This window comes from Mastigocoleus testarum BC008 (assembly GCF_001456025.1).
GTDB classification, from domain to species: Bacteria; Cyanobacteriota; Cyanobacteriia; order Cyanobacteriales; family Nostocaceae; genus Mastigocoleus; species Mastigocoleus testarum.
In genome coordinates this window covers 43,961-68,204 of the sequence record NZ_LMTZ01000131.1, presented here as the reverse complement: position 1 = coordinate 68,204, position 24,244 = coordinate 43,961, and the positions used below count along the sequence as shown (strand labels likewise).

13 protein-coding genes are annotated in these 24,244 nt (G+C 35.8%); 10 read left to right on the top strand and 3 right to left on the bottom strand.

Features of this window, described 5'->3' with window-relative positions; all coding sequences use genetic code 11:
• Positions 1-366 precede the first annotated feature (366 nt).
• From BC008_RS34880 to BC008_RS34865, 4 genes are all read left to right on the top strand, one after another.
• The gene (locus BC008_RS34880) at positions 367-1,368 is read left to right on the top strand and encodes a TIGR00341 family protein (RefSeq protein WP_027845203.1); all 1,002 of its coding nucleotides are present in this window, start codon (positions 367-369) and stop codon (positions 1,366-1,368) included.
• Positions 1,369-1,669: 301 nt separating this feature from the next.
• Positions 1,670-2,812 (top strand): NAD(P)/FAD-dependent oxidoreductase, encoded by a 1,143-nt coding sequence (locus BC008_RS34875; RefSeq protein ID WP_027845204.1) that lies wholly within the window; start codon positions 1,670-1,672, stop codon positions 2,810-2,812.
• Between the two features lie 313 nt (positions 2,813-3,125).
• On the top strand, positions 3,126-5,948 hold the full coding sequence (locus tag BC008_RS34870; RefSeq protein ID WP_058184305.1) for a two-partner secretion domain-containing protein: 2,823 nt from the start codon (positions 3,126-3,128) through the stop codon (positions 5,946-5,948).
• A gap of 42 nt (positions 5,949-5,990) precedes the next feature.
• The gene (locus BC008_RS34865; RefSeq protein WP_058184302.1) at positions 5,991-9,344 is read left to right on the top strand and encodes a two-partner secretion domain-containing protein; all 3,354 of its coding nucleotides are present in this window, start codon (positions 5,991-5,993) and stop codon (positions 9,342-9,344) included.
• Positions 9,345-9,423: 79 nt separating this feature from the next.
• Here BC008_RS34865 and BC008_RS34860 read toward each other — a convergent pair whose 3' ends face one another.
• Positions 9,424-9,819, bottom strand: coding sequence for a hypothetical protein (locus BC008_RS34860; protein ID WP_058184300.1), 396 nt, complete (start codon positions 9,817-9,819; stop codon positions 9,424-9,426).
• 467 nt (positions 9,820-10,286) lie between these two features.
• Between BC008_RS34860 and BC008_RS34855 the strand changes: the two genes are divergently transcribed.
• The 4 genes from BC008_RS34855 (at position 10,287) to BC008_RS34840 (ending at position 14,535) form a co-directional block, all read left to right on the top strand.
• Positions 10,287-10,811 carry a hypothetical protein gene (locus BC008_RS34855; protein ID WP_027845664.1) on the top strand — a complete coding sequence of 175 codons (525 nt, stop codon included), beginning with the start codon at positions 10,287-10,289 and terminating at the stop codon, positions 10,809-10,811.
• Positions 10,812-10,849: 38 nt separating this feature from the next.
• A complete protein-coding gene (locus tag BC008_RS34850; protein WP_161938198.1) occupies positions 10,850-11,413 on the top strand; it encodes a hypothetical protein in 564 nt (187 codons plus the stop codon).
• 443 nt (positions 11,414-11,856) lie between these two features.
• Complete coding sequence (locus BC008_RS34845; RefSeq protein ID WP_027845666.1) at positions 11,857-12,549, top strand: response regulator; 693 nt, start codon at positions 11,857-11,859, stop codon at positions 12,547-12,549.
• Between the two features lie 57 nt (positions 12,550-12,606).
• Entirely contained in the window at positions 12,607-14,535 is a 1,929-nt protein-coding gene (locus BC008_RS34840) for a sensor histidine kinase (protein ID WP_036267443.1), read from the top strand.
• Positions 14,536-14,679: 144 nt separating this feature from the next.
• Here BC008_RS34840 and BC008_RS50850 read toward each other — a convergent pair whose 3' ends face one another.
• Both BC008_RS50850 and BC008_RS34830 read right to left on the bottom strand, forming a co-directional pair.
• A complete protein-coding gene (locus BC008_RS50850) occupies positions 14,680-15,600 on the bottom strand; it encodes a DUF928 domain-containing protein (RefSeq protein WP_058184298.1) in 921 nt (306 codons plus the stop codon).
• Between the two features lie 114 nt (positions 15,601-15,714).
• On the bottom strand, positions 15,715-18,504 hold the full coding sequence (locus tag BC008_RS34830; protein WP_235595984.1) for a CHAT domain-containing protein: 2,790 nt from the start codon (positions 18,502-18,504) through the stop codon (positions 15,715-15,717).
• Positions 18,505-18,874: 370 nt separating this feature from the next.
• Here BC008_RS34830 and BC008_RS34825 point away from each other — a divergent pair, with 370 nt between their 5' ends.
• Positions 18,875-22,111: a two-partner secretion domain-containing protein gene (locus BC008_RS34825; protein WP_027845494.1), complete on the top strand. Its 3,237-nt coding sequence runs from the start codon at positions 18,875-18,877 to the stop codon at positions 22,109-22,111.
• Between the two features lie 72 nt (positions 22,112-22,183).
• Entirely contained in the window at positions 22,184-23,923 is a 1,740-nt protein-coding gene (locus tag BC008_RS34820) for a ShlB/FhaC/HecB family hemolysin secretion/activation protein (RefSeq protein WP_235595983.1), read from the top strand.
• Positions 23,924-24,244: the final 321 nt, after the last annotated feature.

The window sequence follows — 24,244 nt, the reverse complement described above, 5'->3', positions numbered from 1 at the left end:
TTTTCTCCTCAACACTTTTATTGTTTAAATATATCGGTAATTTAATCCTATAATTTGGATATAAATAATTACTTCTCTCGAGGGAATCAATATTACTTGGTTATCTGATTAATTTTTTGATTGCAATTGAGTACTTAGGTATAACATTATCTCTACCTTAGGGATGAAAAATTTTTCTAAAGGTAAGATTTTCTTCAGCACTACTATAGATCGTAAGAAAAATTAATGATAAGAATCACCTCTAGAAAATTAGCTCGCTAAAATTCTCTCTCTGTGGATTTGAGTTTTGTCTACTTCTGCTAGATGTCAGAAGTATAAAGTAATATGCTTAAGTAAAAACATAAGATTCAGTAAACTAATTAATAAATGAGCTTACGTTTAGTTGAAGTATTTTTACCACAGTCACAGGAGAAGCCAGTAAAAGAATTTCTTGAGCCCCATCCTTTCGTTAAAAGTTGGTATATCTCACTACCGGAAGAGGGATTCTTGCTTAAAATATTGCTCCATGAAGGACAAGTAGAGCCGGTTGTTGATTGTCTAACACAAAAATTTTCCGATTTGGATGGATTTCGACTATTGCTTTTACCAGTCGAAGCCTCTCTTCCCCAACCCGAACCAGAAAAACTAGAACCAGACGTCGATCAAAAAAAATCCTCTCGCATTTATCGAGAAGAGATTTATCTTGATGTAGCTCAAAGTATTAGTCTTAACTGGACGGAAATTCTTTTAGTTGTCCTCTCTACGATTATTGCAGCTATTGGCCTGCTCCGAGGTAGTGAAGTCATAGTGATTGGAGCAATGGTTGTAGCACCTTTGCTCAAACCAAATATGGCTTTAGGATTAGCTACTACTTTAGGAGATGTATCCTTAGGAAGAAAAAGTCTTATTATCGGTTTAACGCAGGTTTTGATTGCTTTAGCCCTCTCAATACTTTTAGGGATATTTGTATCAGTAGACTTATCCAATATGAGTGAAGTTGCTTTAAGAACGAGGGTTGATTTATCCGATGTCGCCCTTGCTTTTGCTTCCGGTGTGGCTGGTGCAATTTCTTTTACCACCGGGGAAAAAAGTGCTGTAGTTGGAGTAATGGTTTCAGTAGCTCTATTACCTCCACTGGTAGTCTTAGGAATCTTGATTGGTTCTGGACTATGGTTCCCTGCTTTAGGCGCAACAGTGTTAGTATCAACTAACATTACTTGTCTTAACCTAGCCGCGATCGCAACTTTTTGGATTCAGGATGTCCGTCCTCAGGAATGGTGGAAAAATAATACCGCCAAGAAAATAACTCGCACAGCTTCTGTCGTTTGGTTATTGCTTTTAACTATCTTAATAGGTCTTATTTTCGTCGTTAAACTCGGCTATAGCTGACAAAAATAATAGACTAACTAAAATCATTTTTTATTTATTGTTTTGAATCGAATAAAATTCATTAATTCTTTGTTTGTCTGGGATTGCCGCTTAAAAAATAAATTTTAAATGAAGAATTTTATTCTCTCAATATTTTAATCCTATCTTTGTAACATAATCCAATAATGCATGTGATGCGCGAAGGCGCATCAAATTGGGGTAGTTTCTCAGATTTTATAATTGTTGAACGGGAAGGACGATCCCTTGGTATTTGAGCTTGTTCCTCTCCTGCTGTTGAAGTTCAAAATTAGAAATTAAAATCATGAGTCATGTTGTGATTGTTGGTTGTGGTGTGATTGGTGCGGCGATCGCATACGAACTCAGCCAAGTGAAAGGACTAAAAATAACGGTTGTCGACAAGCAACAACCAGTTCAAGGTTCTACTGGTGCAGCTTTGGGGGTTTTAATGGGGATTATTAGCCACAAAGTTAAGAGTAGAGCTTGGCGGTTGCGACAACAAAGCGTTCAGCGCTATGGAAGTTTAATTCCAGAGCTAGAGGAAATTATCAAACGTAAAATTCCCTGTAACCGTCAAGGTATTCTCAGTCTTTGCTTGGAAGATGAGAACTTAAAAGAAGATAAAGCAAAAGATAATAATTTGCAGAGATGGCAAAAACTGCAAGAAATTCGTCAATCTCAAGGCTGGAAATTAGAAATTTGGGATACCACTACACTACAAAAACATTGTCCTCAAGTTAATTTAGATCAGGTTACGGGTGCAATTTATTCTCCTCAAGATCTACAAATTGACCCTACTGCATTAACTTTAGCTTTGATTGAAGCTGCTCGAATAAGGGGTGTAGATTTTAAATTTGATGTTACCGTCTCCGGAGAGTTATCTCCATCAGCTTCGGGTTCCCAAAAGGAAATGGCGACAACAAAAGGGAAAATTACTGCTGATTGGTTTATTATTTCTGCTGGACTTGGTTCCACAGCAATTACAACAGAATTAAATCAAACAGTTGATATTCGTCCAGTATTGGGACAAGCTCTACAATTGCGTTTGGGTCACTGCTTGGGAAATCCTCAATTCCAACCAATAATTACAGGAAATGATGTGCATGTCGTCCCGGTTGGGGCGGGTGTTTTGTCAGAATTTACCGAATACTGGGTGGGTGCAACTGTAGAGTTTGCTAACTCTGCAAAGGAAATACCCCCCAACGAACAATTACTTGAGGATGTTTTACAGCAAGCTATTACATTTTGTCCCGAGTTAGCCAAAGCTGCGATCGTTAAAAATTGGTCGGGTTTACGTCCCCGTCCGGAAGGTCGTCCCGCACCAATCATTGAGCGTTTACCGGGTTTTAATAATGTAATTTTAGCTACAGGACATTATCGTAACGGTGTTTTACTCGCACCTGCAACAGCTAAGGTGGTTTGCGAAATGATTTGTACTGAGACATGAATATTAAGCAGTAATTGACACTTTCAGGTCTGAAGACGCGCTTGACTCTACGGACAGATGTGAGTTTTGTAAATTTTGAGTTTTGTAAATACAGCAGAATCTAGGAGTCAGAAGACAGGAGTAAGAAGTGGAATATTATTTACAACTGACTTTCAGCTTTTTAACTGTACTCTCTTTTTCTGCTTATCTTTTCAATTAGCAACCAATTATTAGCATGTTATTTATAACAACTTATATGTATGATAAATTACTTTTGGGCATAACTTATGAGTTATTTAACTGACAATTACAAGCATTCTTTTGAGAATTAATTGTGATTTATAAAATCAATTTACGAGTATTCAAGTATTTAGGTTATTTGGGAGCCTTTGGTTTAGGTTTTCTCCAAGTAATAGTATTTTCAGCTAATAAAGTTTCTGCACAAAACATCGTACCTGATAATACTTTAGGAAATGAAAATTCGATAGTTGTACCTTTGGACAGCAATGGTCTACCTATCGACGCTATTAGTGGTGGAGCAATTAGAGGAAAAAATTTATTTCACAGCTTTCAAGAATTTAACGTTGGTCAAGGAAGAGGAACGTATTTTCTCAATACTAATAACAATCTGGAAAATATCCTGACTCGTGTTACAGGTAATAATCCCTCTAATATTCTGGGAACTATTGGAATTCTTAACACTCCGCGAATTACCTCCAATCCCAACTTATTTTTAATTAACCCTAACGGGATTGTTTTTGGTGAAAATGCAAGGTTAGATGTTCAAGGATCTTTTACAGCGACTACTGCTAGCAGAATTAAACTGGGTGAGCAAGAATTTTTTAATGCAACAGAACCAGAAAAAAGTAATTTACTTTCAATTAATCCATCTGCATTGTTTTTTAATCAGGTCACTTCACAAACAAGGAATATTGTTAATCGGGGAAATTTAACAAGAGCAAGAGATTTGACACTAGCTGCTGATAATTTAGATTTGCAGGGACAGCTAATTACTTCAGGTGATTTAAAATTGCAAGCTAATAATGCTATAGAAATAAAAAATTTAGTAGGTCTAAGTAACAATGTTAATATTCTTGGCCGTTCATTAACAATAAGAGATCGCAGTTCCATAGGAGTAATTGCTACTCAGAATAATGTCGGTCGCATATCTGTAAAAGTTGATGATTTTGTGAATTTAGATGGTAGTTTCATAGAAAGTCTTGTAACAGGAAATAGTATTGGTAATGGAGATATCAGTATAGAAGGAGATTCAGTATCCCTAAGTAGTGATTCTCAGATAAATACTGCCGTTTTCAGGGATGGGAAAGCAGGAAATATATTCATCAAAACTGATAACTTTGTCTCCCTTGTAGGAAATCCTAGTCCTAATCCCTCTATTACCACTTCATCTACTGGTATTTTTAGCCGATTAGAAAGAGGAAACATAGGAAAAAGTGGTGATATCACCATTAACACTGATTCACTTTCCTTATCTGGTGGACAAATTTCAGCTAGTACATTTGGAGAAGGAAATGCTGGTAATGTAAACATTCAAGCAGATAATTCAGTCTCGTTACTCAATCAATCCATTATTTTCAGTTCTGTGGGTTCTGGAGCAATAGGTGATGGTGGTGAAGTCAATATAAAAACTGGAAATTTTTCCAGTAAGGATGGTTCACAACTTCTAGCTATAATACGCGGACCATCTGTCAATGACTCAACTCTGGAAAATAGAAATGCTGGAAATATTAATCTTGAGGTTCTTGATACAGCCATCATTAGTGGGAAACCGCTTGAAAGAGATAATTTAACCGGTATTGATAGAATTGGGGGTATTGCCACTGCTGTAGATCAAAGAGCTACCGGTAATGGCGGTAGTATCAATATCAAAGCAGGCGAACTATTTTTGACTGATTTTGCTCAAATCGCCAGCAGTCTTGATAGAGCAGCAACAGGTAAAGCTGGAAATATAAAAATTGAAGTAGGTTCCTTATCCCTTAATAATAAAGCTCAGATAGGTTCTCCTACTTTAGGAAGGGGTAATGCAGGGAAAATATTTGTGCAAGCTGATAACTCCATCTCCATTAATGATTCAGGAATTTTGAGCACTGTAGAAGCGGGAGCAAAAGGTAATGGTGGAGAAATTAATATCACAGCAAATTCGTTATCGCTAAGCAAAGGTGCTCAATTATTAAGTTTGGTTGGGGAAGCATTGAATACTCTCCCCGGTGGGGAGGGGGATGCAGGAAATATAAATGTTGATATACGGGATACTCTAACCTTAGATGGAATAGCAGAAGGAGTACGTGGAGGGTTTATTCGTAGTGGGATTGGAAGTAGTGTGCGTCAGGGTGGTGTAGGTACTGGGGGAGAGATCAATATAAAGGCTGGTTCGCTGTTCATTAAAAATGGTGCAAGTTTGGACTCTAGCACCACTGCAGATCAAAAAGCTGGCAATATAAACATTAATCTACGCAAAATTTTACAAGCTGAAAATGGTAGGATAACAACAACTTCTGAAAAATCTTTTGGTGGTCTCGTTAACATAATTGCTGATGATATTCGTTTTTTGGGTAATAGTGATATTCGCACCAATGTTTTCAGTGGTGAAGGTGGAGGTGGAAACATTAACCTCACCGCTGATACTATCATCGCTCTCGATGACAGCGACATTCTTTCCTTTGCTGAGGATGGTAAAGGTGGTGATATTACCTTTAATACAGAGGGTTTCTTCAGTTCTTCACAGTTTCTTCCTGTTTCTGCGATCGCCAACCCAGAAGATCTGGATCGAAACGATCGCCCAGATATAAACGCCAGTGGAACAGTTTCAGGAAACATTACCGGAATACCCGATACCACTTTTATTCAAAACAGCCTCAACGAACTACCTGAAAATCAAATAGATACCAACGCCTTAATTTCCCAAACCTGTATTGCAAGAAGTAACGATACTGGTAGCACCTTCAATATCACTGGTTCAAGTGGATTTCCTCATAGTCCAGGTAATGCAGATATTTCCAATTATCCTACTAATCAGGTTCGTGGTGTTCCCAAGACAACATCGGGTAACTGGAAGAAGGGAGACCCCATTATTGAACCTGACGGTGTATATCGTTTACCTGATGGAAAGATTGTTTTAGCTCATAAGTGTCCTTAATTATTCCTGAATTTTGATGCTTTGATATGGAGTCTATAAATAGTGATTTATAAAATCAATTTACAAATATTGAAGTGTTTAGGTTATTTGGGAGCCTTTGGTTTAGGTTTTCTCCAAATAATAGTATTTTCAGGTAGTAAGGTTTCAGCACAAAATATCGTACCTGATAATACTTTGGGAAATGAAAATTCAAGGGTTGAAGTTTTAAATTCTGGTGGTTCCCCAGTAGATCGGATTAGTGGTGGAGCAATCAGGGGAAAGAACTTATTCCATAGCTTTCAAGAATTTAATATTGGAGATGGAAGAACAGCAGATTTTATTAATCCCAGTAATAACATTCAAAATATTCTCACTCGGGTAACTGGTAATAATCCTTCGAATATTTTGGGAATTCTTAGAGTTTCTAATGATGGAGGTGTGATTTCTAATCCCAACTTTTTTTTGATTAATCCCAATGGGATTGTGTTTGGTGAAAATGCAAGTTTGGATGTTTCTGGTTCTTTTGTAGGGACGACTGCGAATGCACTGCAATTTGGGGAACAGGGGTTTTTTAGTGCGAGTAAACCAGAAACACCACAATTATTGACGGTAAATCCGTCAGCTTTATTTTTTAATCAGGTTGCTAATCAACCAGTAAATTCTATTGAAAGTCAAGCATTCCTATCTGTTCCAACTGGTAAAAGTTTGTTACTAGTTGGAGGTAATACTTTCCCAAGTACAACATCAACAGGAAAAATTTTACTTAATGGTGGAAGATTAAGAGCACCGGGTGGAAGAATAGAAATCGGTGGATTAGGTGAAACAGGAAAAATAAATTTAAATACTATTGATAATAATTTTAGTTTGGTATTCCCTGAAGGTGTTAAACGAGTAGATGTATCTCTTCTCAATCTTGCTGAAGTTGATGTCACTGCTGGGGATGGTGGTGATATTTCAATTTATGGTCAAAATTTAAACATTTTAGATGGTAGTGATATTTGTGCGGGAATTGGTGCAGATCCAGCTTGTGGGGGAGTAAATCAAGATAATGGTTCTGCTAATGCTCAAGCAGGAGATATTAAATTGGATGCTTTGGGAAAAATAACTATTGCAAATCAAGTTAGTGAAGTTAGTAATAATTTAAATTCCAATGCTATTGGTAATGGTGGTGATATAAACATTAAAGCAAAGTCCACTGCGATCGATGATGGTGGAAGAATAAGCGCTACAAATTTTGGAGTAGGAAATGTGGGTAATGTGAATATAAATTCTATTTCTACATCTGTAACTAATGATTCAAGAATAGTATCTACTACTTTTGGCTCAGGAAAATCAGGAGATATAGTTATAGAAACAGGAAATTTCATTGTTGAAAATAGTCAAGTTGGATCTTCTACATTTAGTTCGGGGAAAGCTGGGAATTTGACTGTTCGTGCTTCTAATTTTGTAGAACTTAAAGGAGAAGTTCCTCCCGATGAACAAATAGGGTTTCCTGGTGGATTATTTTCCCAAGTAGATAGAGATGGGAATGGAGGACAGGGAGGAAATCTCACAATAGAAACCAAGCGCTTAAGTGTAAGTGATGGTAGTAAAATACAAGCTGCTACTTTTGGTCGAGGGAATGCTGGAAATATAATAATTAAAGCCGAAGAAATAGATTTATTTAATACATCATTACCCAACTTTTTTTCTACTGGTATCTTTGCAGGAGTGGAAAGAGATGCAAGGGAGCCAAATTCTGCAAAAGGTGATGGAGGAAATATAGCAATAGAAACGGAACGTCTTTTGATGCGCGGTAGAACTTTTATCAGTAGTGATGTTGATGAGAATGCTACTGGTAACGGCGGTGACATCAACATTACTACTAAAAGTCTATTTCTAATAGATGATGCATCAATACTTACCTTGACTCAAGCACAAGGAGATGCTGGCAATATATTTATTAATGCTCATGATATTCAACTTAACACTAGTGTGATTAACAGTGGTATCAGACCAGGAGGGGTAGGAAAAGGCGGTGATATTGATATTGAGACTGATTTCCTCTCATTACTTAACGGCTCTCAAATTAATTCTATTATCTTTCGCCAAAGCAGAGATAATCAAGGAAATATTATTCCCAGTGGAAAAGGAGATGCGGGAAACATCAAAATTAATGCATCTGAGAAAATAACACTTTCTGGAGTTAGTAGAAATGGTTTTTCTAGCGCATTATTTACTATTACAGAAAAAGGAACTTCAGGTTCAGCCGGAGATATCTTTGTTGAAACAGATAATCTACGAATAACGGAAGGTGCAATTATTGGCGCTAGTACCTCTAACGCTAGTGATGCTGGTGAAATTTCCATCAATGCAAAAAACTTTGAAGCAGTTAATGGTGGACAAATCGTCACCGCAACTCGCGATCGCGGTAACGCAGGAGAAATTATATTAAATGTAAAAGAAAATATCACTCTTAAAGGTGTTGATTCTAATTTTCAACAGCGTTCAGAAGCAGCCAAGAAATTTATCTTAAATAACCCCTCCGTGCGATTTCAACAAGTTAGCGATATCATCTTCAATGAAGGATCCGCCAGTGGGATATTTGCTAACACTGCCTCAAATTCCACTGGTGACGGAGGTATTATTAATCTTCAAGGAAATTCCCTTTCTATTAATGATGAAGCTCAAATAACGGCTCAAAGTCAAGGACTAAGTAAAGCTGGAAATATAAATATTAATCTACGCAACTCTTTAATAGCCGAAAATGGTGAAATTTCAACCACCTCTGAACAATCTTCTGGTGGTGCGATCGATATAAAAGGTCGGAATATTAACCTATTTGGTGACAGCGATATCCGCACTAACGTCAATAGTGGTGAAGGTGGAGGTGGGAACATTAACCTCACTGCTAATACTATCACTGCTCTTGATGACAGTGATATTCTCTCATTTGCAAACGATGGTAAAGGTGGTGACATTACCTTTAATACAGATGGTTTCTTCAGTTCATCGCAGTTTCTTCCTGCTTCTGCGATCGCGAACCGAGACAATCTTAATAATCTCGATCTAAATGACCGTGTAGATGTTAATGCTAGCGGAACAGTGTCAGGAAATATTACCGGAATACCCGATACCACCTTTATCCAAAACAGCATCACAGAATTACCTGAAAACCAAATAGACACTAACGCCTTAATTTCCCAAACCTGCATTGCAAGAAGTAGCGATACTGGTAGCACCTTCAATGTCTTTGGTTCTAGTGGTTTTGCTGAAGCTCCTGGTCATGCAGATATTTCTAGATATCCTACTAATAATGTGCGTGGTATTCCTAAGACAACATTGAGGAACTGGAAAAAGGGAGACCCCATTATTGAACCTGATGGTGTTTATCGCTTACCTGATGGGAAAATAGTTTTGAGTCGAAACTGCTCCTAATGATTCCTAGGCTTTTATATTTTGATGTGGAGATTCTTCTCAAAAGCTTTTAATAAGCGCTAATTAACGGAAATTAATATCAAATAGCGACCCAGGGAGGACAAACAAAAAGTATCTGTTCCTGCTCCACTTTCCCAGAAAAAGGGTTTGTTCTTAATCGATATTGAACAGCTAATCTTCCAGCGTCAAGCACCAAGGGTAAGCGAAAAGTTCCAAGACTGACACCATCAACAAAAATATCAATTGATTCCAAGCCAGTAAATCTTGGTTTACGAAATGAAACAACCTGTAATCCATTAGTAGACGATACTGACCTATTTATTGTTTTGGGGATTCTTACTCTAACGACATTAGCTTCAGGACAACTATATAAAGTTCTTTGAGCTTGTGCTAGTTCTACACCTGAAAAAGAAATTGTTGAGGTAATTATAGCGCCGGTTATTAACTGTTTGATGTACTTAAATTGATTTTTCATAACCCTAACCCCTAAGTAGCAGATAAGAAAGTTTGTAAATAACCTTAAAGAAGCAATTTAGTTGAGAGAAAAACACACAAAGATATTATCTGGTAGCGTCATTAATGTTCCCTCAGTCAACCTCTATTCATAGAGTAAAGTACGCCAATTCTTATCGAAATGTAGTTTTGTGCAATCGTTCTGGCGTAATTGAGACACTTCTTAACTCGAACTGACGTTATATTACGTTCGAGTTGCAATAAAAATTGTGTTTGTGTCTTATATTAGAATTTATTTGAATATTTGCCTGTTTCAAATATCTTTTAAACCGCAATAATTTATGGAAATAGTTGTGGCATAAAAATGTAATAACATTTACATAATTAGTCATTATTATTCATATATAAAAATAGTATTTTGTTAGTATCAACACAGAAAGTAAAGCCATCACATATTTATATATTCCAGCTTAATGAGGAATAAGATTTATGAGTTTTGTTGAACTGAAGAACAAAGTACAGTCAGTTAGGAACACAATTGATTCTTTGATAAATGAAGTCATTGACTTAAAATCTCAAGTTCTAAATATCTCTATTTTTGATAAAGAAGGTAGAAAGCTACTTAATTATTTACAAAAAATGGAGATACGAATTCAAAAATGTCAAGATACTGTAGAGGTAGTTACAACTAAAATTCATGGAATGCAACAAAAATCTCACTATATTTCAAATAATCAAGCAAGTGAATTAGAAACAGAAAAATACAGTATTCAAACCGATTTTGATATACTAGCAGCTAAGTATAATGAAACGTATTCAACCTTAGTAGAAAAAAGCTTTTGGGCTAATTTACAGGACGCTTGGCAAAGATTTACAAAGGGTATTAGTACTTTAGCAGCCAAGGTTTTAATCTGGTCTTTTACCGGTTTAATTCGTCCTATGTTTCCTGCTTCGAAAAAACCAAAGTTCTTAATTCCCTATGGCTCTTTGTGGGAAAGAATTTTTCGAAATTAAAAACTGTATTAATAGACAACTAATAAGATTTAAAAGTCATGAAAAAGATGAAAGCTTATGAAAAGTTAATAAGTGATATTCAAAAAGATCTCAAACAATTGGAACTTGAGATTGATGCTATCCCAGATATAAATTCACTGAACCTACTGTTTAACTTTTTGCAATATTATTTTTTCAATTCGACGCGAATTAAGGAGCTTTATTCTCGATTGGATAAGCTTAGAGCTAAAGCTCAAAATGGTCTTGATTATTATGAAATGGCAACTATGAAACAAACCATTGAAAAAAAATCTGACCAAGAAGTTAATAACAACCGGGAGGAATATAAGGTAAGTAGCGACCAAGAAAGTAATATTGCTCAGGACGTAGGTGGTAGTCAAATAACTAGTAACGGTCGAGAAAGTTGCGTTAATGGGGAAATGAGCAGTAATCAGATAAATAGTAGTCATCAAAAAAGTTACTTTAATCAAGACACTGAAACTGAACAAGAAAGTAGTACTGAGGAGAGCTACTTTTCTCAATTAATAGACCTGTTAGCAGATATTACCTTTCTTGAAAAACGCTTACGAAAAAAAGATACTCAGAGCTTTTCGTTTGGATGAAGTAGATATCGCACTGATATATTTGTAAGCACTAGCGTTCTTTTTATTAACGGTAGGGGTGCACTAACGTGTACCCTGATGAATCATTCATGAGAATCAATATTGTAAGATGTTGCAGAGCATGGGCTGGGTGGGGTGTCGACGTTAGCCTCTGCAACATCTCTACAGGATTTATCTGTTCGTAAATCAAATATGATTGCTATATTCTTGTAATTTGAAGTTCTTGATAAATTGTTTTGTGCAATTGAATTATCAAAATTCAGATTAAGTCAATACAGTTTTCTGCAATCCTAATAGCATAAATTCCCCATCCCCTTGTCTGGAAATAGTGATTAAATTTGCATAAGCACCACTTTAATAATCAAAAATATAGTCTTACTGTAAAAATATGGATGCAATTTTAGATCCCATATCAGCAAAGACGTAAACAGTGAGGGATAATAATGATTCATAACTTACAGGGACAAGCACAGGAGCAAGCACTGCTAACTTTTCTAGTAGTTGACGACCACAACTTAATCCTTGGTGGAACTTTAGAAGTGCTGAAAAAACAGTATCCCGAAGCAAGACTATTGACCACGAAAACTGCACAGGATACCTTATCTCAAGTTCAAAAATGTCAGCCAGATTTAGTAGTGTTAGACCTTTCCATTCCTGAAGAAAATGGAAAAATATCCCAAATAGAAACGGGTATTAAATTGCTACAACAGTTGATGAAAGAATATCCCGATCTGAATTTAATGGTGCAAAGCAGTTATATAAAAGCTTTGGTGAGAATTAAGCACGATATTGATGCTCACCATGGTGGTTTTACCGTTGCTGATAAGGGACTATTAGAAGCGGATATGCTCACTAGGGTTGACTTGTCACTCAAGGGGGTAACCCACACTAAGGATTTGAAAACCAAATTAGAAGTAAAACCAGAATGGTTAGAAGTATTGAGATTAGCCTTTGAAGAAGGTTTACAAGATAAGGCGATCGCACAAAAAATGTTCAAGTCAGAAAGAATGGTGCGTCATTACTGGACTAAGATTCAAGATGTTTTGGGTATCTACCCAGAATATAGCAAAAAGGAGGGAAAAAATATTCGCATTGAAACAGAAATTCGAGCCAGAAAGGAAGGATTGATTGATTAGTGAATAATACGCTTAATCGATTAATTTATTAAGAAATTAATTTGGAGTTTTAAAATAGTGTTAAGAAGTATCTGGGGGAAAATTGAGGATGAACTTAATATTTGGCGAGTAGGAGCATTGCCAGGTTTAATCATAATTTTCCTAGTTATATTAGCTCGTTTAACTGGTTCGTTACAATTCCTCGAATGGATGACCCTAGATGCTTTTTTACGCTGGCGTCCGGCTGAATCAAGAGATGATAGAATTACCATTATTGGGATTAACGAAGCAGATATTAACTCTATTGGAACCTATCCTATTCCAGATCGAAATATTGCTAAACTGATTGAAAAAATCCAAAGTTATAAACCAAAAGCTATAGGTTTAGATATTGTTAGAAATATTCAAGTACCACCAGGTAATAATGAACTAATTCAAGTTTTTCAGAAATATAAAAATATATTTGGTGCTGAAGTAATCTTAGGAGAAGATAAAGCTCCTCCTCCACCCGCATTACCACCCGAAAGAGTCGGTTTTATAGACGTTATTATTGATGGAGATGGAAATTCCAGACGAGCACTACTCGGAAATCCAAGTAATGAAGGTTATAAATTTTCTCTTCCTTTACACCTAGTAAAAACTTATTTAGCTAGCAAAAATATAACTTTAGAAAATGGTACTCGCGATCGCCATGCAATGAGATTTGGGAAAACTGAATTAACTCGTTTTTTACCTAATACTGGAGGGTATGTTGGTACAGATGCTGGAGGGGTAAAAATTCTCGTCAACTTTCGTAGTGGGAAAAAAATATTTCCAACCCTATCCCTCAATGAATTAGAAAAAGGTAATTTTAATCCTCAACTAATACGCGATCGCATAGTTTTAATTGGGATTACAGCACCCAGTCAACCAGATTTCATTAACACTTCAGCGGTATCTGATTATAGACATCACCTTGGAATTTATGGGGTAGATTTCCACGCTCACGTTATTAGTCACCTTCTCAGTACGGTTGAAAATAATAGACCACAAATAGTGACTTTACCCGATATTTGGGAATATCTGTGGATTGTAGCTTGGGGAATTTTAGGAATTGCTTTAGGAAGATTAACCCAATCAGCGTTTAAAAATTTACTTGTAGTTGGTATTACAATCGTTTGTTTTGTCAGTATAAGTTATCTGTGTTTAATGATCGGTTGGTGGATTCCTGTCGCACCTGTTGTTTTAATATTGGGAATTAATGCTGTGGGGTTAAGCGCTTTTGCATTTTACGAATATGATCGCAGTTTGAAGTCACAAATTGCTATCAGACAGGAAGCTATAGACTTTACATTTACATCGATTCATAATGGACCTTTGCAAACCCTAGCAGCTTTAATGAGGGAAACACAAAATTATAATTTCCAAGCAAAAGAATTACACTCAAAACTACAACATTTAAATCAAGAAATTAGAGATGTTGGGGAAAATTTAAAAATTGAAACTCTCAACAGAGGAGAAACTTTATATTTAGGTAATTCCTCAAAAATAGATTTAAAACGTCCAATTAATGACTTATTTTATGAAGTTTATAGTAATAGTGTAGAACGTAATTTACCACACTTTCAAACTTTAAAGGCCAAAGTCAGAGATTTCGACCCTATAGAAGAAAAATACTTAAATATTAAAAAGAAACGAGAATTATGTCAGTTTCTTGAAGAAGCTATATGTAATGTTGGTAAACATGCAGAAGGTGTTACTCGTTTATATGCAACAGGTAAATATGAAGATGGTTGGTACACTATCACTGTTAAAGATAACGGAGTAGGTCTTTCCTCTAATAAAGAGAACAAAGGTACAAAAAACTCTAAATTTTTAGCAAAGGAGCTAGGAGGTAGATTTAATCGCAAATCAACTCATCCCAAAGGTACTTCATGTGAGCTTACATGGAATTTAAATCGCGATCGCTACAGAATAAGCATAAATATTTTACCTATATTAAAACGATTGATTTTTACCAAAAAATAATATTACTTAGTCTGATAAGTAAGTAGGTGGGAAAAAAGTRAACTATGTAAATAAATATAAAATATTCTTATTTGGCTCGTAGTAGCGCTTTAGCGCTAAAGCGCTATTACAAACAAGTTATAATTCTCTTACTAACCTACTTAACTAATTGATTTGAATATCTTTGATCGCTGCAATATTCTGTAAATTATCCACATGTTTTTTTAATCCTTCAATTTCTGGTTTTGTTAAATTTATTCTTTCATGGGGAATATCTCCAGTTGCAACGTTTTGTAAAAGACTTGAAAGTGGTTTAGTTAATCCTTTAGTTTTAGCTAATATGAGAGCTTCTGCTAAAGCGTTGTACCATAAACTCGATTGTGCGTATAAATTTAATCTATCTAATTCGTTAGAAGTTCTTGCTATCTTTTTTGATAACTCTGTTGTTAATGGAACTAGAGTAAATTCAGCCCTACTCAATACAAGACCCTGAGGACATGTAATAATAATTTGCCACAGATATGTTTCTCCAATTTGTAATCCAGGTTGATTTTTAGGTAATGAGTAAGTTTGAATTCCTGGTGCTTTTTTAGTATTAATTGGCGAACCTAGTGGTTCTGGATCCCCATTCTTATTAAACTTAAATAAACTAAATTCTACTGATTCAGAACCAGAGGAATACCAAGCAAAAGTTGGATGACTAGAAGCTGTGTATCCAACGTATTTTTTAGGAGCAAGAACAGTTAAAGGTATTTTGCTGGTATCACACCCCCTACGACCTCCAGGTTTAGAATAATCGCTAGATTCTTTTTGATCTGGTGGTGGAACGTAAGCTGCGAGAACTGACAACGGTGAGATAGTTATAAATAATGTTAAAAAAGTAATTACAAATAATTTGTGTATGAGGTATTTTTTCATCATGATTTTTTTAATTGATAATGGGTAATTGGTAATTGGTAATTGGTAATTGGTAATTGGTAATTGGTAATTGGTAATTGGTAATGGGTAATGGGTAATTGGTAATGGGTAATTGGTAATGGTTAATTGACGAATCTTCAGATCTATTACTAGTAAAATTTTGGTCACCAGAGGCTCGGTCTGTTTTAATGTTTAAGTTTTAATGTTCAAGTTTTTACTTTTTAATTTGAACTTATGTCCTACGGACACGCTATGCTAATGACTTTTTATTTGCGCATAGCGCTATAACCAATTACCAATAAGAATAAATGGAGCCCAATAATAAGGATTATCGTATTGTCTATTAACTTCCGGGTATTCTTTAGCTTTAATCAACTTTATTTGTGCTGCTTGTAAAGCCTCAGCTTTAGATTTCCCTGACTTAAGATTGTTATAAAACTCTGATACTAAGATTGATGTAGATGCATCAGCAACAGTCCATAGGGAAGCAACAGCACTTCTGACTCCTGACTGTAGAGCAACTCCTGCTAAACCAAGCGCAGAACGGTCATCACCAAAAGCTGTTTCACAAGCACTTAATGTGAGCAATTCAATAGCGCGAGAACCACCTTTAACTTTACGAAGTACTATTTCTAATTCATCAATTGTTAGTTTTTCGTTGTCTGGGTCATTATCATTTTTTCTTCCAGCAATTAGGAAAGTATCTTCCGGGATTGTCCCGAACTGAGCGTGAGTTGCAATATGAATTATAGGATAAATATTTTGCTCTAGTTCTATTTCTACATTAGATGGTTGAAATTCTCCATCTACAAAATCTTTGTACTGAGGAAATAAATTTTTAACTTCACTTACTTCTTCTTCAACATTAAATAAGGCGGAATATATCTTACCACTAATACTACTCTCCTCAGTTAAAGCTAAAATTAAGACACTATTTTTTTGCGTATTCAATTTTTTGGGTGCAGTTAGTTTCAAACTTGGGGTAGTAGCAAGAGCATATTCTTCAATTAAATACTTTTTATTCTTACTATCGTAAAGTGCAGCCATTGGTATGGTACGTAAAATACCATCTTGAATTAAAACTAAGGTTTTGATGTTGTTGTTTTCTAAATCGTTTTTAAAAGGAGCAATAAACCACTGATATAGTTTTTCTGCTTCACCGGTATTGTATTTTATTGGACTTTGTCCTCTTTTAAGTCCATCACGAAATTTCTTAATTTCACTTTCAATAATTTGAGATTCAATAATTTTACCGTTGTCTTCAACCCATTCAACTTTTTGTCGTTCGTCAGGTAAACTGAGTAATATTGCTACGCCTTTATCAACAACAATCGAGCTAAGAACAGCAGTGTCTTCCCCCACTAATTCATTTACTGCTTGTTTGCTAATTGCCGCTAAAATACAATCATTACCAAAGAAGTTTTGTAATTCTGCTAACCGTAAAGAATCAATAGTTTGAATTGCACTATCTAGATTTTCTTGAGTTTTAAGGCTGTTTTTAGATGTTTTATTGGTATTAACTTGTTTAGTTTGTAGATTTCTTGCTTGTGATACTTTTAACTTATTCTCATTCTGTAATGCTAACTCTAACCTTAATTCAGCTAAATCTCGATATACGGGTTCAATTACGTCTCTAAAATCAAACTGTAAATCTTTATCTGCTTTGAGAATATCGCCACGAATTTCCTCTAAAGTTAGATATGCGCGTTGGTAAGCATCAGCAATTTCTTGAGGAGATTTTCCCTGCTTGCGGAATATTCTACCAATTTGCCATTCCCACAAGTACACGCTATCTCTAGCTTTTAATTTTTGATCCGCTGCTAATAAAGCTTGACGAGTGTATCTTAAAGCAGTTTCATATTGATTATTACCATTACATTCATAAAAATGACCTAACGCTCCCAAAGCAAAAGACTTGGAACGATTATCATTCATCTCTTCAGCAGTTTTGAGCGCATCCTCAAGCAAATTTTTTGCTCGTATGTCCGTGATTCGACGTGGTGAAATACATTGAGTTAAAGGTGAAGTTATTTTTTCCTGAGAATCTACTGCTGGTAGATTGGTTAAATCCACTGCAGCATATACTTTATTTCGTGTATTAGGTAAATCTTTTAAAAGAACTAAAGCCTCTTGGATTTTGCGATCTACTTCACTTCGGTCGAATATTCTAAACTCTCGTGAGGTATAACTTAACTGAATCAAAGATAATAGCGATCGCATTTGAGCGAAGCTATCGCCCTTTTTTTGAGCAATTTCAAGACTCTTCTGAAAGTTATTCTTCGCTTCTTGATAATCAGTTTCAGCATTTTGCTTAAATTCATCAGCCTTAGGAATATCCAGTTTATTTGCAGACTGAGAACGCAAATTCCACCTTTGGGCTCTTCCAGTGTAGGTATTACCCAGACTATTAAGCAAAGGTTGTTCGTAAGTTTCTTCGTTAATAGATAAAGCTTGTTGTAAACATTCAATTGCTCTATCGTAATTACCTCGCTTACGATAAGCATCACCTAAACTACCTAAAGCTGCTGCTTCACCCTTTTTATCTTTCTCCTCCCTCGCAATTTGCAGAGCAGTATTTTTTCGACTCTCTGTCTTTTTAAGCTCTATATTTTCAGTTCTTACCCGATCTAAGCCATGTAAAATCTCAATAGCTTTCAAAGGCTGACCCAAGCTACTATATGCTTGCGCTTGTTCTGTTAGCGCTCTCCCTAGTAATTTTCTTTCCCCAGAATTCTTATAGTAAACTACTAGCTCTTCCCATTTTTCTAAGGCTTTTTCTCCTTCACCTAAAGCTCCATATCCTCGAGCAATATTTTCACTAATAATTGCAATATTCGCTGAATTACCAGTTTTTTGATAGGCTTCTAAAGCCTTATCCCATTCTTGAATTGCGCCTTTGTAATTTCCTATTTGATAATAATTAATACCTTTCTCTACTTGTTGAGTTGCTTGAGGTCTTTGAGCAACTACTATCTGAAAAAATTTTGAATAGGAAAATGGTAAAGGAAGATAACTAAGCCATAGACTGCAAGTCAAACTAAAAATAAATAAAACTGCAAGAAAACGACGCATATTATTCGAACATTCCCTAAACATAAGTTGTTTCTAATGATGTGAAGTTTTTTGTAAAACTTAATATAAATAAGTTGCTATTTTTACTTGATATATATCTGTTTACGGTGTTCTTTGCAAGCAAAATGAAGTTTATATAAAGTTATCACAAAGTCAAGTCAATGTGATATATGCCTTTAAGGCTGCAAGTTAAATGCTTCCCTCGGAACTGGTTTTTGCTTACCTCGATTCCATTTAAGTTTTGTCTTGCGTAACATCTAAATGTAAAGTTTTTGCAAAATAAAGATAATCATCTTCTGAGCGTGATAGTTTACTCCTAGATAGAATTACTGACATTTAAAAATACAATTACCTGTTTGAGATAACAGTAATGCTTAGCAAAAGCTGGGTTTTTTTATGCTGCCAATTCTGGCTATATTTCCTCTTAAACTTAATTTTTGTCGAAAGAGTTAAGGCTCAAATTGTTCCGGATACGACTCTAAATTCCGAAATTTCAATTGTTAATTCAATTGATGAATTCAATGAGCGTATTAATGGTGGAGCGTTGCGGGGAACAAATTTATTTCATAGTTTTAAAGAATTTAATGTTGGTGAAGGTAAAGGAGTTGTTTTTGCGAATCCTGACGGCATAAATAATATATTTTCTCGTGTCACTGGTAATAATCCTTCAAATATTTTGGGCAAATTGGGAGTATCAGGTACAGCTAATTTGTTTCTGATTAACCCTAATGGGATAGTATTTGGAGAAAATGCAAGTCTAGATGTACAAGGATCATTTGTCGCTACAACAGCTGATGCTATTCGGTTTGGAGAGGGAGGATTGTTTAGTGCGAGGGAGCCTCAGCCAGTTTCTCAGTTATTAACAGTTAATCCTTCCGCTTTGTTGTTTAATCAAATTGCGGATCGGTCTATAAATCCGATTAATGTTCAAGGGTCTTTCTCACTTCCAACAGGGCAAAATCTATTACTGGTTGGTGGAAATGTGATGATTGAGGGAGGGAATTTAATAGTACCAGCGGGAAGGATTGACATAGGAAGCGTATTAGGTTCAGGGGTAGTAAACCTAAATCAAACTGAACAGGAGTGGATATTAGACTACGATAGTATAGAGAATTTTGGAAATATCCAGTTATCTGAACTTGCTTTTGTGAGTGCGAGTAGTGCAAGGGGTGGTAAGATTCAAGTTCAAGGTCAACAATTAATTTTAAATGATGGTTCTATAATTACTACTGGTGCGGATCTTCCCAACGATGGAGGCGAAATTTCTATTCGCACAACTGATTCAATTATTGTAGATAATTCAGTTATCGGTTCTCTTGCAGTTGAATCTTCTGGTAGTATTGGTAATTTAAATATTGAAACAAAAAAACTTGATATAAAAGGTGGTTTTTTCCCTTTTGGCGGTTTAATTTCAACTACAACTTTAGGAGAGAATAAAGCTGGAGATATAAATATTAAAGCAGAAATAGTTAGCTTGAGAAACGGTGGAGAAATCTCAGCTTCTACTGATGCTGGTGGAGATACAGGGAATATTATGATAAATGCTTCTGAGTCTGTAGAGGTTATCGGAAGTAATAAAAACGATTTTAGTTTTTTTGAAGGATTACTGGGAAATATTCCAGATAATTTATTAAGTAAAATTGCTATTCAAGTCAGAGAAAATGCTTCAGGGAGTGGTGGTAACCTACTTATTAACACTAAACGTTTAACTGTCAAAGATGGAGCGCAAGTACAAGCAGGTACATTCAGCGAAGTTATGACAGGTAAAGGTGGAACTCTGAGTATTAATGCTTCTGAATCTGTAGAAATTAGCGGTACTGAAAATGGTAGCCCAAGTGGTTTATTTACTGCGACTAATGGGGGTGCAGATGCAAATGATTTAACAATTAATACTGATAAACTTAGGATTCTTAACGGAGGAACAATATCAGCCTCAACTGCTGGATTATTCGGTGAGGGAAAAGCCGGAAACTTGACAATTAACGCGACAGATTCTGTAGAAGTTGCTGGCTTTTTGAAAGAAGACGAAGATAGTATATTTTTTAGCAGCTTGGTTACTGAGACCGGTCGTTCTTTAAGTACTATTACAGGGATAAATCCAGCACCAGGTGGAAATTTGATTGTCAATACCGGAAAATTAAATATCACTAATGGAGGTAGAGTTTCAAGTGCAACTAATTTTTTAGCAGGACAAGCAGGAGATATTACTATAAATGCAACAGAATCTATTGAAGTTTCGGGAGAACAGAGCCTTTTAACGACAAAAACAAATGGTACTGGGGATGCGGGAAAATTAAAAATTAATACTCGCAAATTGATGGTTCGAGAAAAAGCTGAAGTCTCAACCAGCACAGGTTTTGCAAACAACGCTTTACGTATTAGAACTGGAGGAAAAGGTGGAGATTTAGATATTGAAGCTTATGACTTTGTCGAAGTAAGTGGTGTTGATACCGGGATTGTTAGTTTTTCTATATTGTCTACTGGAGATGCAGGTAAAGTTAAAATAAACACTAAAAAATTATTTATTCGTAATGGTGGTACAGTATCTACTTCTTCTATTGGTCAAGGAAGAGGTGGAGATTTGGAGATTAATGCTTCTGATTCGACCGAAATAAGTGGTAGTGGTATTACTTTTGTTGGTAATCTTCCTTTTACTGAGGAGCTTAGTTTAGAACAAACTACCCGTGAAAGTAGTTTATCGTCCTTAGCGATTAGTCCTAAAGATGCAGGTGATATAACTATAAATACTGGAAAACTATTTGTTCGAGATGGAGGGGAAATAACAGCAAACACCTTAGGAAGAGGAAAAGGTGGTGATGTTCAAATCAAGGGTAATTCTGTATTATTGGAAAATAGAGCAAGTATCAGTAGTAATAGTGCTCTTCAAGAAAGTGGTGCTGGAAATATTTTAATTGATGTCCGCAAGAATCTATTGGTTAACAATAGTGACATTTCTACAACCGCAACTAGATCTTTTGGTGGTGCAATAAGTATTACTGCAAAGAATATTCAACTATTTAGTGACAGTGATATTCGTACTAATGTTTTCAGTGGTACGGGTGGTGGTGGAAATATTAACCTCACAGCGAATACAATTATCGCCCTTGGTGATAGTGATATCTTTTCGTTCGCAGATCGAGGTCAAGGTGGCGATATAATCTTTAACACTTCTGGTTTTTTCAGTTCTTCACAGTTTCGTCCTGTCTCTGCAAGTATTAACCTTAATCAGCTTGAAGGTAATAACCGCGTCGATATTAATGCTAGTGGTGCAATATCTGGAAATATTACTGGAATACCCGATACTACCTTTATCCAAAATAGTCTCAACGAACTACCCGAAAACCAAATTGACACTGGTGCTTTAATTGCGAATAGTTGCATTGTTCGTGCAGAAGATTCCGGTAGTACCTTTTTAATTACAGGTTCTGGTGGTTTTCCCCATAGCCCAGGGAATGCAGATATCTCAAATTATAGTACTGGTAAGGTGCGTAGTGTCAATAATAATCAGAAATCGCCTCCCTGGAAAAAAGGTGACCCTATTATCGAACCCCAAGGTGTTTTCCGATTACCTAATGGAAAATTACTTTTAAGCCGAAAGTGTAACTAATCATTTTGAATCAGAAATATTTTTTTGGAGCCAAATGAACTGAATTATTGACTATTTTTTGGAAGGATAAAAGTGCTGTACTCTATTTATAAATTAATATTAATTACAAGCTCAACTATTTTTACTTTAGGTATTCTATCATCTCGAATTTTAGCCCAACCAAATATTCCTCCAGGAATCAATATTCCGCCAGATCCTCCAGATCCGATAGAACGCACCTCTCCTCCAGAAGATGAACCTTCTACAATTCCTCCCCGTACTCCAGAACCTCAAGATCCAATATTGATTCCTCCAGAAAATCAAAAGATACCCAAAAGAGAAGAAGAGGGAGTCTTCAAGGAAACTTTCTCAGTAAAACAAATTGAAATATTAGGTAGTACAGTTTTAAGAAAAGAAATTGAAGAACTAAAAAATAAATTATTAGAAAAAAGACAAGTTTCTTTTGAAGAACTACTACAATTACGTTCTGATATCACAAAGTTATACATTGATAACGGATATATTAACAGCGGTGCTTTTTTATTAAGTCAAATCATCGATACAGATGGAGTGGTAAAAATACAAGTAGTTGAAGGCGAACTTGAAGATATTCAACTCACTGGATTAAAAAGATTAAGAGCAAACTATGTACGTTCCCGCATCAAGAGAGCAACCACCACCCCTTTAAATAAAAACCGCTTAGAAAGAGCCCTGCAATTATTACAAATAGACCCTTTAATTAGCCAGGTCAATGCAGAATTAACTGCAGGTAGTACTCCAGGTAAGAATATTCTCAAACTTATAGTTAAGGAAGCACCTGCTTTTCATGCAGGAGTTTTTACTAGAAATAGTCAATCTCCCAGTATTGGTTCCCTACAAGCTGGTATTTTTGCTGTTCATGATAATGTTTTAGGTTTTGGAGATTCCCTACGGGGTGAATATGGAATTACTGAAGGGCTCAATCTTTATGATATTAATTATACTTTTCCTGTAAATTCCAAAAACGGGAAAATTGGCTTTCGGTTTACCAATACTGATAGCCGAATTATTGAAGACGATTTTGAAGATATTGACATTAGAAGTGAAGCACAGACATACTCTTTAAATTTCCGTCAGCCTTTAACATTAACACCTAACAGTGAATTTGCATTGGGACTAGCTTTAGATTTACGCCGCAGTCAAACCTTTATTCTTGATGATATTCCCTTCTCATTTTCGCAAGGTGCAGAAGATGGGGAATCAAATGTCACAGTAATTCGCTTTTCCCAGGATTGGGTACAACGTAATACCAAAACTGTATTAGCTGCACGTTCCCAGTTTAGTTTTGGTATAGACGCTTTTGATGCGACAACAAATAACTCTGGAACTGACGGGAGATTTTTTAGTTGGTTGGGACAATTCCAATGGGTACAGCAAGTGACCCCGAGAAGTATATTGGTTTCTAGACTTAATGCTCAACTTACTCCCGATTCTCTATTATCTTTAGAAAAATTCAGTGCTGGTGGAGTTAATACAGTACGCGGATACCGTCAAAATGAATTGGTGACTGATAATGCTGTTACAGGTTCAGTAGAATTATTTATTCCTCTTACACCTAATTCGAATGAATTGAGAATAGCACCTTTTTTTGATATCGCTGCAGTCTGGAATAATCGGGGTTCAAATCCCGATCCTAATATCATTGCTGGTACGGGTGTAGGATTGTTATGGCAGCCTCGACCCGATCTAAATTTGCGTTTAGATTATGGTTTACCTTTAGTATCTGTTGAGGATAGGGGTAATACACTGCAGGATAATGGCTTATATTTTTCTGTGCAATATCAGCCTTTTTAGATAGGATTTGCTGTTAAAAAAGTCTTCTGGTGAAGTTAGGGAACAAGGAACGGGGAACAGGAAAAAATTTCATTTATTTAGGCTATACTCATAAAATTTAATTAAACGATATAATTTTCGCTTGATGCATTATCTGTAGCTTTAGTTTAAGAAATTGGTGTTATGGCGTTACGTAATTAGGTTAGGACGTTAGCAGACGCTCAAACCCATAACTAGTAAACTTATGTCCTACGGACACGCAATACCTACGGTACGCTACGCTAGGCGCTAATGACTTATGTCCTACGGACACGCTACGCTAATGACTTTTGACTTGCGCGT